Source organism: Streptomyces sp. 71268 (genome assembly GCF_029392895.1).
Taxonomy (GTDB): domain Bacteria; phylum Actinomycetota; class Actinomycetes; order Streptomycetales; family Streptomycetaceae; genus Streptomyces.
In genome coordinates this window covers 5,313,638-5,329,340 of the sequence record NZ_CP114200.1, presented here as the reverse complement: position 1 = coordinate 5,329,340, position 15,703 = coordinate 5,313,638, and the positions used below count along the sequence as shown (strand labels likewise).

General features: G+C 73.1%; 15 protein-coding genes and 1 riboswitch. Of the genes, 6 read left to right on the top strand and 9 right to left on the bottom strand.

Annotated elements, in window-relative coordinates; all coding sequences use genetic code 11:
* Positions 1-23 precede the first annotated feature (23 nt).
* From OYE22_RS21050 to OYE22_RS21030, 5 genes are all read left to right on the top strand, one after another.
* The gene (locus OYE22_RS21050; protein ID WP_277321862.1) at positions 24-599 is read left to right on the top strand and encodes a MarR family transcriptional regulator; all 576 of its coding nucleotides are present in this window, start codon (positions 24-26) and stop codon (positions 597-599) included.
* A gap of 245 nt (positions 600-844) precedes the next feature.
* The gene (locus tag OYE22_RS21045; protein ID WP_277321861.1) at positions 845-2,032 is read left to right on the top strand and encodes a helix-turn-helix transcriptional regulator; all 1,188 of its coding nucleotides are present in this window, start codon (positions 845-847) and stop codon (positions 2,030-2,032) included.
* Between the two features lie 113 nt (positions 2,033-2,145).
* Positions 2,146-2,559 (top strand): hypothetical protein, encoded by a 414-nt coding sequence (locus OYE22_RS21040; protein ID WP_277321860.1) that lies wholly within the window; start codon positions 2,146-2,148, stop codon positions 2,557-2,559.
* Positions 2,556-2,981, top strand: coding sequence for a hypothetical protein (locus tag OYE22_RS21035; protein WP_277321859.1), 426 nt, complete (start codon positions 2,556-2,558; stop codon positions 2,979-2,981). The genes OYE22_RS21040 and OYE22_RS21035 overlap by 4 nt, the downstream gene beginning before the upstream one ends.
* Before the next feature lie 5 nt (positions 2,982-2,986).
* Entirely contained in the window at positions 2,987-3,268 is a 282-nt protein-coding gene (locus tag OYE22_RS21030) for a hypothetical protein (RefSeq protein WP_277321858.1), read from the top strand.
* 675 nt (positions 3,269-3,943) lie between these two features.
* Here OYE22_RS21030 and gap read toward each other — a convergent pair.
* Together gap and OYE22_RS21020 are read right to left on the bottom strand one after the other, a co-directional pair.
* Complete coding sequence (gene gap / locus OYE22_RS21025; RefSeq protein ID WP_277321856.1) at positions 3,944-4,942, bottom strand: type I glyceraldehyde-3-phosphate dehydrogenase; 999 nt, start codon at positions 4,940-4,942, stop codon at positions 3,944-3,946.
* A 272-nt stretch (positions 4,943-5,214) separates the two neighbouring features.
* Positions 5,215-6,171, bottom strand: a complete 957-nt coding sequence (locus tag OYE22_RS21020; RefSeq protein WP_277321855.1) for a helix-turn-helix domain-containing protein — start codon at positions 6,169-6,171, stop codon at positions 5,215-5,217.
* A gap of 137 nt (positions 6,172-6,308) precedes the next feature.
* Between OYE22_RS21020 and OYE22_RS21015 the strand changes: the two genes are divergently transcribed.
* The gene (locus tag OYE22_RS21015) at positions 6,309-6,590 is read left to right on the top strand and encodes a type II toxin-antitoxin system prevent-host-death family antitoxin (protein WP_277321853.1); all 282 of its coding nucleotides are present in this window, start codon (positions 6,309-6,311) and stop codon (positions 6,588-6,590) included.
* A 420-nt stretch (positions 6,591-7,010) separates the two neighbouring features.
* Here the strand turns inward: OYE22_RS21015 and OYE22_RS21010 are convergent, their stop codons facing one another.
* From OYE22_RS21010 to OYE22_RS20980, 7 genes are all read right to left on the bottom strand, one after another.
* On the bottom strand, positions 7,011-8,033 hold the full coding sequence (locus tag OYE22_RS21010; RefSeq protein WP_277321852.1) for a Ppx/GppA phosphatase family protein: 1,023 nt from the start codon (positions 8,031-8,033) through the stop codon (positions 7,011-7,013).
* Positions 8,030-8,644, bottom strand: coding sequence for a DUF501 domain-containing protein (locus OYE22_RS21005; protein WP_277321851.1), 615 nt, complete (start codon positions 8,642-8,644; stop codon positions 8,030-8,032). The genes OYE22_RS21010 and OYE22_RS21005 overlap by 4 nt, the downstream gene beginning before the upstream one ends.
* 148 nt (positions 8,645-8,792) lie before the next feature.
* A complete protein-coding gene (locus OYE22_RS21000) occupies positions 8,793-9,263 on the bottom strand; it encodes a septum formation initiator family protein (protein WP_277321850.1) in 471 nt (156 codons plus the stop codon).
* A 245-nt stretch (positions 9,264-9,508) separates the two neighbouring features.
* Positions 9,509-10,795 (bottom strand): phosphopyruvate hydratase, encoded by a 1,287-nt coding sequence (gene eno / locus OYE22_RS20995; protein WP_277321849.1) that lies wholly within the window; start codon positions 10,793-10,795, stop codon positions 9,509-9,511.
* Positions 10,796-11,324: 529 nt separating this feature from the next.
* Positions 11,325-12,086: a transglycosylase family protein gene (locus tag OYE22_RS20990; protein ID WP_277321848.1), complete on the bottom strand. Its 762-nt coding sequence runs from the start codon at positions 12,084-12,086 to the stop codon at positions 11,325-11,327.
* A 2-nt stretch (positions 12,087-12,088) separates the two neighbouring features.
* Positions 12,089-12,254, bottom strand: a riboswitch (cyclic di-AMP (ydaO/yuaA leader).
* A gap of 275 nt (positions 12,255-12,529) precedes the next feature.
* Positions 12,530-13,645: a transglycosylase family protein gene (locus OYE22_RS20985; RefSeq protein ID WP_277321847.1), complete on the bottom strand. Its 1,116-nt coding sequence runs from the start codon at positions 13,643-13,645 to the stop codon at positions 12,530-12,532.
* A 545-nt stretch (positions 13,646-14,190) separates the two neighbouring features.
* Positions 14,191-15,429 (bottom strand): cytochrome P450, encoded by a 1,239-nt coding sequence (locus tag OYE22_RS20980; protein ID WP_277324243.1) that lies wholly within the window; start codon positions 15,427-15,429, stop codon positions 14,191-14,193.
* Positions 15,430-15,703: the final 274 nt, after the last annotated feature.

Sequence of the window (15,703 nt, the reverse complement as noted above, 5' to 3'; positions counted from 1 at the left end):
CAAGCACCAGCCGACGGGGAGCCATGCCCGCACCAGACGCCGGCCCCGACAGCGCCTGCTGTTCGGAGACCACCGACGCCGTCAGCGGCATCGCCGAACTCCTCGACGTCATGTGGGAACGCGCGAGAGACGCCACCGCGCGCGCCACCGCACCCGCGTCCGTCTCGCAGTTGCGCTTGATGTACGTCGTCGACCGGCAGGACGGCATGCGGATGCGCAGGCTGTGCCAACTGCTGGCCTCCTCGCCACCGAACGTCAGCCGCATGTGCGACCGGCTACAGACCCTCGGCTTCCTGGAACGCCTCCCCTGCCCCGACAACGGGCGCGAGGTCGCGCTGAGGCTCAGCGCGGCGGGCCGCGGCCACCTCCAGCGCGTCCGCGAGGAGCGCGAGAACGTGCTCCACGAGGCCCTCCACGGCATGGCCGCCCACCAACGCCTCGCCCTGGCCCAGGGACTCACCGAACTCGCCACCCGACTCACCACCCACGACGAAGCCCCCAGCGACCGCCCTCTCCCTCACCTCTCGCCCCTGACCCTCCTCCCCCGAACCCCTCTCCCGTCGCCGTGGGTCGACACGCCCTGTGCTGACGGGGGGTGACGGTGGGTGGGGCGGGGAGCGCGGGGGGGGCAGGTGCGGGGACAGAGGCGGTGACCCGGCTCGTTGGGGACGAATCCGCCTTAGCCAGTGCCGCCGACCCGCTGCGTCAGTTCGCCGAGCCAATCGTCTTGCCTGTGCGCCTCCCTCAACTCTCCTACCACAGCCGCATCTTGCGACCGCCCATCATGGCCCGACCGCTTGGGGCAGAGGTACCGTTCTCGTGACGAGCCTGAACGGAGTGTTATATGTCCGAGAGCATCAGCATGGGCGCGACTCTCTGCGACATCCGCAAGCGGCGCGGCCTCTCGCAGAAGGCGCTGTCCGAGGCCAGCGGCGTTTCCCTCTCCCTGATCAGAAAGCTGGAGCAGGAGCAGCTCGATCACACGCGCCTGGAGACCGCTCACAAGCTGGCCGCCGCCCTTCGCGTCCCGACGACGCACCTCCTCGACCGTCGCGAATCCCCCGAAGGCGCCGACCCCGATGCGTCACCGGACGCCGAGGTGTGGGCCCCGGTCCGGCACGCCGTGGAGCGTCCGCCGACGGACGCCGCCACCGAAGCACCCACCCTGGAAGGCGTCCAAGCGGCGGCGGATGCCGTGGGGGCGGCTCGGGCCACCAACCAACTCGCCACAGCCGCCACGCTGCTTCCGCCCGCGCTGCGCGACGCGGAGGCGCTCGGAGACGAGGGGCGCGGCGTACACGCCTACGTGCTCCAACTCGCCGGCTCTCTCCTGACGCAGACCAGGCAGTACGACGCGGCCGAGACGGCGCTTCGGCGTGCCCTGGACGCCGCTCAAGGGCAGCACCGGAGCGCTTCCATCGCCGCAACTATGTGCTGGCTCGCCATCAGGCAAGGCAAGCTGACGCAGGCTCGTACGCTCGCGACGCGGTGGGCGGACGACATCGAGCCGAGGGTGAGTCGGGCCACGCCGGAGGATTTGGCGGCCTGGGGCGCGCTGCTGCTTCACCTGGCCGCAGCCTGCGTGCGCGACAACCGACCGGGCGAAGCCGCCGACGCGTTGAGGTTCGCGCAAGCGGCTGCGGTGATGACCGGCCACGAACTGCCGGTCGGACGTCGGATGGCGTCGTGGGGGCCGTTGACGGTCGCCTACAAGCGCGCGGAGCGGCACATGATCGTGGACCGCCCGGACAAAGTGCTGGAGATCGCGGAAGGCACCGAGGCGCACACGAGTGACGCGGGCCGAGTGCAGAACGGCTTCAACCGCCACCAACTCGACGTGGCAGCAGCGCACATCCGCATGCGTCACCACGCCCAGGCCGTGAAGGTTCTGTCAGGGGTGCACGCTCGGGTTCCGGAGTGGTTGGCCCAGCAGCGGTACGCCAAGGACATACTCAGCGACGTGGTCAAGCGACGCCGCACACTGACGCCCGAGATGCGGCGCCTCGCCGACACTGTGGGGCTACCCCTGTAAACGACTTGACACTTAGAGCGATGCCCCGCTCAAGGTGTCATGGCATAGGCACGCACAACCCCCTTACGGTCAGTCATCACGCGATCACCCCTGATGACACCGGAGGCTGCGCCATGCCCATCGGAGCCGAGTACACCTCTCCCTCGCCCTATGACTGGGTGCCGCCTGGGGGTGGGGTGCGGTGGACGCGGGTGGGCGAACTGGGTTGGCACGCGCTGTCGCTGCCGTGCTACCTGGGCAATCGGGTGCTGGCGGGGCTCGGGGAGGCGAGCGGGGCGGTCATCGAGGAGGACGTTCCGGCGCGGCTGGTGTGGCTGATCGAGCCCAAGGCCCCGGCCGTGCAACACCTCGGAGACCACGAGGAGATCACCATCGCCGGTGACGATGGGTCGTATCTGTTCGTGCCGGGCATGGCCCGTGCCCGCTTGGTCTGGTGGCGCATCCCTCCAAGCCCGGGCCGCCTCCTGACCGACGCCGACCGGCTGGTCAAGGCAATCGCCGTACTGCGCCCGGGAGTTCGGCCGTGACCCACCCCGACTGGTGCCCACCACCCAGCGACAGCGTCTCACTGCTGCCCGCCGGCCGGGACTGGGACGCCGTACGCGCCGACGCGGCCACCGCACGCTGGGCCTTCCCCATCCTCAGCGGCCCGCACGAGAGCGCGGCCATCGTGGACCCGTACGCCTGTGCCACGTACTGGCTCCTGCCACCGGGCGAGGCACACGACTTCATCCACTGGCAGCGCCTGCACCCCCACGTGGCCGTGCTCCCGGCCAGGCCCGGTACGCACTACGTCGGCATCCCGCCCGCGCACCGGCGTACGGGCCCGGGGTTGCACTGGTACGTGCCGCACAACTGGTCCGGCCGCTACCTCACCGAGCCCGCCTACCTGGCCGCCGCCCTCGCCCCCGCCGTCCACGCCGCCCACGGCCCCCACAACAACCGGTAACCGCCATGACCCACCGACGCCGTTACCGCTACGTCGAAATGAACCTGGCCCCTGATCCGACAGCCGATCCGTACACCGTCCGCGCCACGTGCCTGACCTGCGCCGAACAGTCCCCGGAACCCGAACCGTCGGAGTCCATCACCGGGCAACACCAGCGGGCTCAGCGCTGGTGTACGAGCCACGCGGCCCGCGACCACCCCGACGGCCGCCATCTCCGCTACACCGCCCACGTGACCTTGCGATGGCTGGTCACACCCGGCGAGGACATCGGGCCGACCGCACCGTAACGGCGCGAAGTTGGTGGGCGAGGAGACGGGCCGTGCCGGTTGTGGGGCCGTCTACTGGATAGGCTGCGAGCGCTGTCTTGCCGGGATGGGGATGTGAGTCGTATGCCGGGCTTGGGTGGTAGGTCGGAGTTCGCGGAAGTTGCAAAAAACCGGGGTACCGCGCGGTAAAGGTGCAGGTCAGTTGCTCTGGTCCCCGCGCGCGGGGATGGTCCCAAGGTGCTCGGCGCCTTCAACCCGCTGCTGCTCTGGTCCCCGCGCGCGCGGGGATGGTCCCCATCTGGGCATCGGCAAGGAACACGCGAAATCCTGGTCCCCGCGCGCGGGGATGGTCCTTCGAGTTCCTGCATGGCGACGGCGATGGCGGGCTGGTCCCCGCGCGCGCGGGGATGGCCCCTGAGGGCGCCTCTCAGTCGCGCTCTGGCGGGCCTGGTCCCCGCGCGCGCGGGGATGGTCCCGGCATCGAGTTCGGCCGCGATGGTGACGACCCCTGATCCCCGCGCGCGGGGATGGTCCGCGATCCGTACCGATCGCACGGCCGATCTCCGGGCTGGCCCCCGCGCGTGCGGGGAGACCCCACCCCACGACCGAGCGCCCCGGTCGGCCCGCATGGCCAACCAGAGCGCTCACAAACGTTGCCGAGACCAGCTCACTCGCTGACGACGGCGGCAGGGGCCGTCATCCGGCCGCCAGCAGCTCCAGCGTGTCGATCACGCGGTTCGAGAAGCCCCACTCGTTGTCGTACCAGGCGACCACCTTCACGTGGCGGCCGTCCACCCGGGTGAGGGCCGAGTCGAAGATGGACGAGGCGGGGTTGCCCGTGATGTCGGAGGAGACCAGGGGGTCTTCCGAGTACTCCAGGACGCCGGCGAGGGGGCCTTCGGCTGCCTTGCGGTAGGCCGCCAGGATGTCGTCGCGGGACACGTCGCGGGAGACGGTCGTGTTGAGTTCGACGATCGAGCCGACCGGTACCGGGACGCGGATCGAGTCGCCCGACAGCTTGCCGTCGAGCTGCGGCAGGACCAGGCCGATGGCCTTCGCGGCACCGGTCGTGGTCGGGACGATGTTGACGCCGGCGGCACGGGCGCGGCGGGGGTCGCGGTGCGGGCCGTCCTGGAGGTTCTGCTCCTGCGTGTAGGCGTGCACCGTCGTCATGAAGCCGTGCTCGATGCCCGCGAGTTCGTCCAGGACCGCGGCCAGCGGCGCGAGGGCGTTCGTGGTGCAGGAGGCGTTGGAGACGATCGTGTGCGCGGCCGCGTCGTACGCGTCGGTGTTGACGCCGTACGCGAGCGTCACGTCGGCGCCGTCGGACGGCGCGCTGACGAGCACCTTGCGCGCGCCCGCGTCCAGGTGGGCCCGCGCGGCCTTGGCCGCGGTGAAGCGGCCGGTGGCCTCCAGGACGATGTCGACGTCGAGTTCGGACCACGGCAACTGCGCCGGCTCGCGCTCGGCCAGCACCTTGATCCGGCGGCCGTCCACGACGAGGACGTCCCCGTCGACGGTCACCGGGCGACCGAGTCGGCCGGAGGTGCTGTCATAGGCGAGCAGCCGGGCGAGGGCGGTGGGCTCGGTCAGGTCGTTGATGGCCACGACCTCAAGGGCGCTGTCGCGCTCCAGCAGTGCGCGCAGCACGTTGCGCCCGATGCGGCCGAATCCGTTGATGGCGATGCGAGTCATGAGTGACGTCCCTTCCCTTTCACACCCGGGCTCGTTTCCTTCCCCACCAGCCTCGCGCGCGGCCAGCGCCCCTGACAGTGGCGGGATCGCCATGGTTCACAAGGATCGCGCCACCCCACCGGGACGGGCCGTGCCACACCGCGCGGACCGCGCGGACCAGGCCGTACGGGGCAGAACGCGTCGCACCGGACGGGGCGCGCCGTACGGGGGCCGGCCGCGACGTACCGGGCGGGGCGCGCCGTACGGGGGCCGGCCGCGACGTACCGGGCGGGCTACTCGCCCCGGGTGAAGGTGCGCCGGTACTCGCTCGGCGTGGTGCCGAGGATGCGCTGGAAGTGCAGGCGCAGGTTGGCGCCGGTGCCGAGTCCGGTGTCGGCGGCGATCTGCTCGACGCTGCGTTGCGAGCGCTCCAGCAGTTCGCGGGCCAGGTCGATGCGGGCGCGCATCACCCACTGCATGGGCGTGTAACCGGTCTCCTCGACGAAGCGCCGGGAGAACGTGCGCGGCGAGACTCCCGCCTGCCGCGCCAGGACGTCGAGGGTCAGCGGCTCGCCGAGCCGGTACAGCGCCCACTCGCGCGTTGCGGCGAACCGTTCGCCGCGCGGCTCGGGCACGCTGCGCGGTACGTACTGGGCCTGGCCGCCGCTGCGGTAGGGGGCCGCGACCAGGCGGCGGGCCGCGTGGTTGGAGGCGGCCACGCCGAGGTCGCCGCGCAGGATGTGCAGGCACAGGTCGATGCCGGAGGCCGCGCCGGCTGAGGTGAGCACGCTGCCCTCGTCCACGAACAGCACGTTCTCGTCCACCTTGACCTGCGGGTACCTGGCCATGAGGGCGCGCGTGTAGTGCCAGTGCGTGGTGGCGCGCCGGCCGTCGAGCAGGCCCGTGGCGGCCAGCGCGAAGGCACCCGTCGAGATGGCGGCCAGCCGCGCGCCCCGCCCGTGCGCGTCGACCAGCGCCTCGACCACGGCTGACGGCGGGTCGTCGCGGTCCGGAAACCGGTAACCGGGGACGAAGACGATGTCGGCCCAGGCGAGCGCGTCGAGGCCGTGGGCGACGTCGTACGCGAGGCCGTCACCACCGGTCACCCGACCGGGCGCGGCCCCGCACACCCGCACCTCGTACGGCATGCTCGCGCGGGTCGTGAAGACCTGCGCGGGAATCCCGACGTCGAGCGGCTTCGCCCCTTCGAGCACGAGGACGGCGACGCGGTGAAGACGGGGTGCGGGCACAGGGAGAGGTTACGTGGGGTGTCGGCAGGTCCTACGTTTGCCGCTGCGCGGGGCGGGTGAGCCGGGCAGCTCGGCGGCCGTTGGGCCAGTCCGCCCGAATCCCGCCGCGTGTACGCGCGGCTACGTACGCTGAGTTCATGGTTGAGATCACCGTGACCGTACGGGAAGCCCGCGCGCGTTTGGCGGACTACATCAACCGGGCCGAAGAGGGCGTTCCGACCGTCATCACGCGCGACGGCGTATCGGTGGCGGCCCTGGTCCCGATCTCGGACCTCGAAGCGCTGGAGGAACTGGAGGAAGCGGCCGACGTGTTCTTGGTGCATGAGGCGGAGGCGGTCCTGGCCGAGGGCGGGCCGGCGGCGACGATGGCCGAACTGCTGGCGGACCTGTTCAGCGAGCGCGATGCGGGCGCGGCGTGACGTACGCGTTCCGGTTCACTGCGGCAGCGCAGCGGGCGCTTCGGGCGGCACCGTGGGCTGAAGGGCCCACTCGCTCGCATAGACCCTGCGTGAGCGATTTGGCTAGATTGGGCGATAGGTCGCGATCAGTGGAAGTTGCAGGAAACTAGGGTTCCGCGCGATAAAGCCGCAGGTCAATTGCTCTGGTCCCCGCGCGTGCGGGGATGGCCCCTTCTTTATGCCCACTTCCCCTTGGGCCCGTGCCTGGTCCCCGCGCGTGCGGGGATGGTCCCAACGCTAGCGGGTCGAGCACGGCGAGCCTAGGCCGGTCCCCGCGTGCGGGGATGGTCCCATGCCGCACCAGGCCGGCCGCCTGTACCTCATCTGGTCCCCGCACACGCGGGGCTGGCCCCCGCACCCGACATCGCCCCCGCCCCACCATCACCCCCCGGCGCGTTCCGCCACCCCGAACGCGATCCCGTCCAGAATGTCGTGCTCGCTCACGACCACCTCGTGCGCGCCCGCGCGTTCCATCAGGGCCAGCAGGACCAGTGCGCCCGCGCCGATGACGTCCACGCGGCCCGGGTGCATGACCGGGATGGCGGCGCGTTCGGCGTGGGTGGAGTTGAGGAGGCGGTCGGTGATCTCGCGGACGCGGTCGAGCGGGATGACCGCGTGGTGGATGGCGGCCGAGTCGTACGCGGGCAGGTCGAGTGCGATGGCGGCGATCGTGGTGACCGAGCCGGCCAGGCCGACCAGGGTGTAGCTGCCGTCGGCGGGGCGGAGCGGGACCGTTTGTTCGACCGTGTCGAGGGCGGCCTCCACGTCGGCCCGTATCGCGGCGATCTGGGCCTCGGTCGGGGTGCCGGGTTCGGGGACCTGGCCGGTGGCGTCGGCGAGGTGGCGTTCGGTCATGCGGACGCAGCCGACGTTCACGCTGCGCGCGGCGCGCACCGTGCGGTCGCCGACGACGAACTCGGTGGAGCCGCCGCCGATGTCCACCACGAGGTAGGGGCCGGCGCCGGCCGGGGACTGGCCCTGGGTCCGGTCAGCCGGGTCCTGGTGGGCCGTCAGTTCGCGGGTGGCGCCGGCGAAGGAGAGGGCGGCCTCCTCGTCGCCGGTGATGACCTCGGGTTCGACGCCGAGGATGTCGCGTACGCCACGGACGAAGTCCTCGCGGTTGGAGGCGTCGCGCGAGGCGGAGGTGGCGACGAAGCGCAGCGCGGGGTTCGGGCCGCCCGGGACGCCGTGCTCCCTGATGACCTCGGCGTACTCGCGGCACGCGGCGAACGTGCGCTCCAGCGCCTCGGGGGCCAGCCGGCCGGTGCGGTCCACGTCCTGGCCGAGCCGGACGATGGTCATGCGGCGGTCCAGCTCGTGCAGGGCGCCGGTGTCCGGGTCGATGTCGGCGACCAGCAGCCGGATGGAGTTGGTGCCGCAGTCGATGGCGGCGACGCGCTTCACTCGCGGTCTCCTTCGGGGGCTTCGGCATCGGCACCGGCATCGGCTCCGGCGGTGCCGGGGTTCGCGGACGCCGCGGAGTCGCGGGTGCCGCCGTCGGCGCACGGGGTGACGCACGGGCCCTTGCGCCACCACTCGGGCAGCAGCGCGATCGCCTCGTCGCCCAGCGGGTTCACGCCGGGGCCGGCGGCCAGCGAGTGGCCGACGAGGACGTGCAGGCACTTGACTCGGTCGGGCATGCCGCCGGCGCTCGGGAAGTTCTCCAGGACCTCGACGGCGTCCCGGCGGGCGATGTAGTCCTCGTGGGCCGCGCGGTAGGCGGCGGCCAGCTCCGGGTCGGTGGCCAGCCGCGCCGTCATCTCCTTCATGACGCCCTCGGCCTCCAGCGTGCCGATGGCGGAGGCGGCGCGCGGGCAGGTCAGGTAGTACAGCGTCGGGAACGGCGTGCCGTCCGGCAGCCGGGGCGCGGTCTCGACGACGTCCGGGTTGCCGCACGGGCAGCGGTGGGCGATCGCGCGCAGGCCGCGCGGGACCCGGCCGAGCTGGTCACCGACGGCGGCGACGTCCGCGTCGGTCGGGGCGGCGGGTGCGGTCTGCGGAGGGGGCGTTTCCATGCGAGCAGGGTTCTCTTCGGTTCGTCGGGCCGCCGCGCCGGATGCGACGGGCGCGGCGGAGGTGGCGGGTGGGGCGGGTACGGGGTGGCTGGTGCGGCGTGGCAGGTGTGGTGGGGCGGGTTACGGGAGGGGTGGCCGGCGCCGTGGGTCAGCGCTGGGCGTCGGCCGTGTCGACCTCGCCCCACAGGTTGCCGTACCAGGGCTGGTCGGCGGAGCGGTCCTCGTCGGAGCGCTCGGCGTCGTCGTCGCCCGGGCCCAGCATGCTGTACCCGGTCTCGCCGGGGCGCAGGTAGTGCAGGTGCTCGCGGGCCAGGCGCTCGACATACGCGGGGTCCTCGAGGCGGGCCTTGCGGTCGCGCAGCCGCTCGACGTCCTCACGGATCCGCTCGGCCTGCCGGCGCTGGTCGGCGATGTCGGAGCGCTGCGACACGTACTGCCGTATCGGGTACGCGAGCGCGACGACGAGCGAGCAGACGACGAGCGCGAGGAGCGCGGCGCGGCCGGTGAGCCGGCCGCGGCGGGGCGGCCTGGCCCGGGTGCGGGCCCGGTAGACCCGGGCCGCGGCGTTCTCGCCGAGCGCCCTCAGCCTGGTCGCGGTGGAGAACCGGTCCGCGGGCACGTCTTACCCCTTCGTCCGTAGGTCGTCCGTGAGCGGCCGTCAGCGGCCGTACGACGGCGGTCAGCCGTCGTCAACCGGTCAGCCGGGCGCGCTCGGACGGGTGCGCCTGGTCGGTCGGCGTGCGCCGGCCGCCGAACGCGCGCCGCCAGCACACACGTGCGTCCCCGGCCACGGTACGGGACCGGGGCCGGGGACGGACGGAAAAGCGGTGGGCTCGCCGTGCGGTGGGCGCGGCGCGGCCCGGCTCAGCCCTCGAAGCGGAAGCGCGGGAAGGCGCTGCGGCCCGCGTAGACGGCCGCGTCGTCGAGGATCTCCTCGATGCGCAGGAGCTGGTTGTACTTGGCCACGCGCTCGGAGCGGGCCGGGGCGCCGGTCTTGATCTGACCGCAGTTGGTGGCCACGGCCAGGTCGGCGATGGTGACGTCCTCGGTCTCGCCGGAGCGGTGGGACATCATGCACTTGAAGCCGTTGCGCTGGGCCAGCTCGACCGCGTCCAGCGTCTCGGTCAGCGAGCCGATCTGGTTGACCTTGACCAGCAGGGCGTTGGCGGTGCCGGAGTCGATGCCCCGGGCGAGGCGCTCCGGGTTGGTGACGAACAGGTCGTCGCCGACGATCTGCACCTTGTCGCCCAGCTCGTCGGTGAGGGTCTTCCAGCCGTCCCAGTCCTCCTCGTTCAGCGGGTCCTCGATGGAGACCAGCGGGTAGGCGGCGACCAGCTCGGCGTAGTACGCGGTCATCTCGGCGGCGCTGCGCGACTGGCCCTCGAACGCGTAGGCGCCGTCCTTGTAGAACTCGGACGCGGCGACGTCGAGCGCGAGCGCGATGTCCTGGCCCGGGGTGTAGCCGGCCTTCTTGATGGCCTCGACGATCAGGTCGAGCGCCTCGCGGTTGGAGTCCAGGTTCGGCGCGAAGCCGCCCTCGTCGCCGAGGCCGGTGGACAGGCCGCGCTCCTTCAGGACGCCCTTGAGCGTGTGGTAGACCTCGGCGCCCCAGCGCAGGGCCTCGGAGAAGGACTCCGCGCCGATCGGGGCGATCATGAACTCCTGGATGTCCACGTTGGAGTCGGCGTGCGAGCCGCCGTTCAGGATGTTCATCATCGGCACCGGGAGCTGGTGCGCGTTCGGGCCGCCGAGGTAGCGGAAGAGCGGCAGGTCGGACGCCTCGGAGGCGGCGTGCGCGACGGCCAGCGAGACGCCGAGGATGGCGTTGGCGCCGAGCGAGGACTTGTCCGGCGTGGCGTCCAGGTCGAACATGGCCTGGTCGATCAGGCGCTGCTCGGTGGCGTCGTAGCCGACCAGCTCCGGGCCGATCTGCTCGATGACCGCGAGCACGGCCTTCTCCACACCCTTGCCGCCGTAGCGGGCCTTGTCGCCGTCCCGCAGCTCAAGGGCCTCGAACTGGCCGGTCGAGGCGCCGGACGGCACGGCAGCACGGCCGGTGCTGCCGTCGTCGAGGCCGACCTCGACCTCGACCGTGGGGTTGCCTCGCGAGTCGAGGATCTCGCGAGCTACGACGACGTCGATAGACGGCACGAGCGGTCTCCTTCGTGTGGGTCTGAGCTTCTGCGACACGAGCCTAACCGGCCCCGGCACCCCGGCTCGCCGCACGCCCGCCGGACGAGACGACAAGAGGGACAAAAGCGCAGATCGATGGGTGAACGGCGCAACCGAATCGGCCGCGCGGCCCCGGACAGCGCCGGCCGGGACGTCCGCGCGAGGCGCCCGCGGCATGCCTACCGGGCCCAGGCGACCGGGCGCCGTCCGGACGGCGGCGGCCCGGCGTCCGTACGGCGGCGGCGCGGGGCCCGTACGGCGGCCGGACGGCGCGTGGCGCGTCGCGGGGGGGCGTACGGGGAGGGCGTACGGGACGGCGTGTGCGGGCGGCGTACGGGGGCGGCTCGGCCGGGCGCGGCCCGCGCGGGGTGGCAAACGCGGAGCCCCGCCGCGATGCGCTCGGGGGTGGGCGCACCGTGGCGGGGCGGTCTGCGGTCCCTCCGGGGCGGGGAGGGACGGACGCCGGGCCGGCTCTGGGGCGGAGCCGGCCGGGCGCCGGAGGCGGGGATCAGCTCAGGTGGAGCTGCTGGCCCGGGAAGATCAGGTCGGCATCGGTGACGATCTCGTCGTTGAGGTCGTACAGCTTCTGCCAGCCACCCTTGACGTTCTCGGCCTCGGCGATCTTGGCGAGGGTGTCGCCGGCCTCGACCTTGTACTCGCCGTCGCCCTTCTTGATCGTCTTCGGGGCGCTCTGCTGCGGCGCGGCCTGCTTCGGGGCGGCGTGCTTGGGCACGTACCGCTCGGAGCTGCGGCTCGGGGCCTGGTCGTCCGAGGCGCGCGGGCCGGCGTGCTTCGGGGCGGCCTTCGGCGCGGACTGCTGCGGCGCGGCCTGCTGCTGCTTGGGCGCGGCCTGCTGCGGCGCCTGCTGCTTGGGGGCCTGCTGCTTGGGCGCGGTGTAGCCGCCCTGGGTCAGGTTGACGCCGCAGTGCGGCCAGGCGCCCTTGCCCTGGCTGGCCAGGACCTTCTCGGCGATCTGTATCTGCTGGGCCTTGGACGCCTTGTCGGCGGTCGGGGCGTAGGCGGTGCCGCCGTACGCGGCCCAGGTGGAGGCGGAGAACTGCAGGCCGCCGTAGTAGCCGTTGCCGGTGTTGATCGACCAGTTGCCGGTCGACTCGCACTGGGCGACCTGGTCCCACTGGCCGGTGGTGGCGGCGTTGGCGCCGGTGGCCCCCATCAGCGGCACGGCGACGGCGGCACCGGTGACACCGGCGAGCGTGGCGATGCGGGTGGCCTTGGACGGACGGCGGTGCTTGCCCTTGGAAATCAGCATGTTGGTTTCCTCACCGACGCCTACGAGGTGAGCTGTCGGGTTCGGACTGTGAGTTGCCCGGCCGCGGTTTCCCGCGGCTTCACCCCAAGCCGTTCAGCCCCCTCGTTTCACGGACCGTCCGGCACTTACCTGTGGTTCCCCCGCTCCTGCCTTCGGCGCTTGACGCGTCGGTTCCCCCCGGCCGCCGGCAGGATTCGGCGTGACGACCAGTGGCGCCCGCGGTGGCGAGCGATGAAGACCGTAATCACAGATCCCCGGGGTGCTCAAACCCCAACATCCCTGGAAAGTCAGTGGGGTTTACCCGCAAGAAAATCACATCACCGCAGGTCAGACAGTGCACCTGATGGACGGACAAGCACGACACGCCGGAGATCGAACGAGACCCATGTCTCACTTTCGCGAATCGGTGCACACCTGGGTGAAACACCCAAAGTGACGACCGATCAGCGGTCCGCCGTGGCCTCCAGGTCGAGCTTCTGGCCGGGCAGGATCAGGTCGGGGTCGTCCCCGATGACGCTCTCGTTGGCCTCGTAGAGCGCCGGCCAACCGCCCGGCGTCTCGTGCTGCTCGGCGATCGCCCACAGCGTGTCACCGGACCGGACCCGGTGCTCACTCCGCGTCTCCCCGTCCGACCGGTCGCCCACGCGCCCGCGCTCGCTGCGGTCGGCGTGCCGGCCCTCGGGGCGCTGTCGGTCGTCGTCCCGGCCGTCGGGGCGGCCCGGGGCGTCGGCGGGCTCCTCGCGGGGCTCGCCGCGGTGCTTGCCGGTGCCCGCGCCGTCCTCGCGCGCCCCCTCGCCGGCGCCGGGCCGCTCCCCGTCGCCACGCGGCGCGTCGGGCGTCTCGCGCCCGGCCTCGCCTCGGTCGGCGGGCCGCTCCTCGCCCCGGTTCGGGCTCGGGGTGGTACGGGGCGTCCCGGCGGGCTCCGCGTCGTCGCTGGGCGCGGACGCGTCGGGGCTGGGCTCGCCGCCCCGGCTGGGCGCCTTGTCCTGGGCTGGCGTGGCGTCCGGCGTCGACTCGGCGTCCGGGCCCCGCTCGTCGGTCGGGGTCGGCTTGGCGTCGTCCGGGGTGGGCTTCGCGTCCGGGGTCGCGTCCGGCTTCGGGCTCGGGGCGTGGCCGTAGTCGCCCCGGTCGGTGCCCCGGTCGTCGTGGCTGGGGTCGCCGGGGTTGACGTCCGGGATCTCGCCGTCCTCGGTCAGGCCGGCCGTCTGCGCGCAGTCGTTCCACGCCACGGGGCCGCGCTCGGACAGGATCGTCTGGGCGATGGCTATCTGCTGCGCGCGGCTGGCCAGGTCCGGACGGGGCGCGTGGTCCGTGCCGCCGTAGAGCTGCCAGGCGTCCAGGCTCAGGCCGAGGCCGCCGTAGCGCCCGTTGCCCTCGTTGGCGCTCCAGGTGCCCCCGCTCTCGCACTCGGCAACGCGGTCCCAGGTGGCCGTGTCGGCGGCGCCGGCGCTGGTGGCGCCGAGCAGCGGGAGGGCGATTCCCGCGCCGGTCACCCCCGCGGCGACGACGATGGCCGGGGCCTGACGGGGGCGGCGATGTTTGCCGTTGCCGGATCGCATGCGGTGGCCTCTCAGGTTGGCGGCAGATTTTGACGGTCGAACATACTGCCGGCCCGGGACCGTCACAAGCTGATGTAGCGGAGGTCACGCGGCGATCACACCTCTGACGGTACGTCAGTTCGCGGATGTGCGCGCCCGTTTGCCCGCCCCTCTAGCACAGGGCCGTAACGCGCTCGCGGGCGGCCGGCCGAAGGCCCGGCGCGCGGCCGTACCGAGGGGCGCGGGAGGTCAGGAACGGGGCACGGGGCGCGCGGGGTCGGCAGTGGCGGTCGGCGTCGCGCTGCCCGGCACGTCGAACGGCCGGCGCACGGGGCGCCCACCGCCCCTTTCCGGCACCCGGGCGCGTCAACGGCGCCTCCTCCCATCGCCGTACGCGCCCTACGTAGCCGACCGCACGGGCCCGGCCCGGCTGGAGGTCACCTCGCTGGAGGCCCCCGTTGGAGGCCGACGCCGCTGGAGTCGGCCCGCGCGGGCCGCCGTACTAAGGGGAGGCCGCCCGCGCGGGCCGCCGTACCAGGAGGAGGTCCCGGTCGCGGGTCGCCGTACTAAGAGGAGGCCGGAGCGCCGGGTGGGGTGAAGGTGACCGGCAGGGTGCGCAGGCCGCGCATGATGAGGCCGCCGCGCCAGCGCAGTTCGTCCGGGTCGGCGTCCAACCGGAGGTCGGGCAGCCGGGTCAGCAGGGTGCCGATCGCGGTGCGCGCCTCGATGCGGGCCAGCGGGGCGCCCACGCAGTAGTGGATGCCGTGGCCGTAGCCCAGGTGCTGGTTGTCGCGGCGGGAGAGGTCGAGCCGGTCGGGGTCGGGGAAGCGGCGCGGGTCGCGGTCGGCGGCGGCGAGCACCACCAGGACCGGTTCGCCCGTCGCGACGTGCTGCCCGTCGATGGTCAGTGGCGCGGTGGCGAACCGCCAGGTCGCCAGCTCGACCGGCCCGTCGTACCGCAGCAGCTCCTCCACGCCGGTGTCCAGGAGCGTGGTGTCCCCCGTGGCCAGCGCGGCCTGGAGCCTGGCCCGCTCGGCGGGGTGGCGCAGCAGGGCCAGGGTGCCGTTGCCGATGAGGTTGATGGTCGTCTCGAACCCGGCGAACAGGAGGACGAAGCACATGGCCGCGGCCTCGTTCTCGGTCAGGTGCTCGCCGTGGTCGCTGGCCCTGATGAGCCCGGAGATCAGGTCGTCGCCCAGGTTCTCGCGCTTGCGGTGGATGAGGTCGGCGAGGTAGTCGCGGATCTTCCTCACCGCGCGGGCCACGCCGCCGCGCGGGCCGCCGCCGTGCCGGATCATCATGCCCGCCCAGTCCCGGAAGTCGTCCTGGTCCTCGGGCGGGACGCCGAGCATGTCGCAGATGGCGTAGATGGGGAGCGGGAAGGCGAACTCGTGGATCAGGTCGGCGCTGCCGCGCTCGGCGAACGCGTCGATCAACTGGTCGGTCAGCTCCCGCACGCGCGGCGCGAACTCGGCGGCGCGGCGCGGTGTGAACGCGGTGGAGACCAGCCGGCGCAGCCGCGTGTGGTCCGGCGGGTCGATGTTGAGCAGGTGCGTCATCAGGTCGGCGCCGCGCTCCCCCGGAATGCCGACCCGTCCCTTGGCGTGCGCGGCGGCGCTGTGCCGCAGCGGGTTCTTCGACAGCCGCGGATCGGCCAGCACCCGCCTGGCGTCGGCGTACCGCGTCACGAGCCACGCCTCGACGCCGCTGGGCAGCGTGGTCTTGTGGACGGGGGCGTGCTCGCGCAGCCAGGCGTACGCGGGGTACGGGTCGCTGGCGAACTCCCACGTGAACAGCGGCGGCATCGGCGGCACGCCGACCCCCGACGCGCCCGCCTCCGGCGCGGCCGGGCCCGACCCGGCCGAGCCCGGCGCCCCTGAGCCGGGCGCCCCTGGGCCGGGCGACCGTGAGCCCGGCGCCTCTGAGCCCGGTCCGGCTGAGCCGGACGCGTCCGACTCGGGGGTGTGCGGGCCTGGTGGGCGGTGCCCGGGGGCGTCGGGCGCCGCCCCGCCGGGCAGCGGCTCGTGGGCCGGCGGGTCGGTGAGCGGGTGGTGGGCGGCGGCCCGCGCGGCGGTCTGG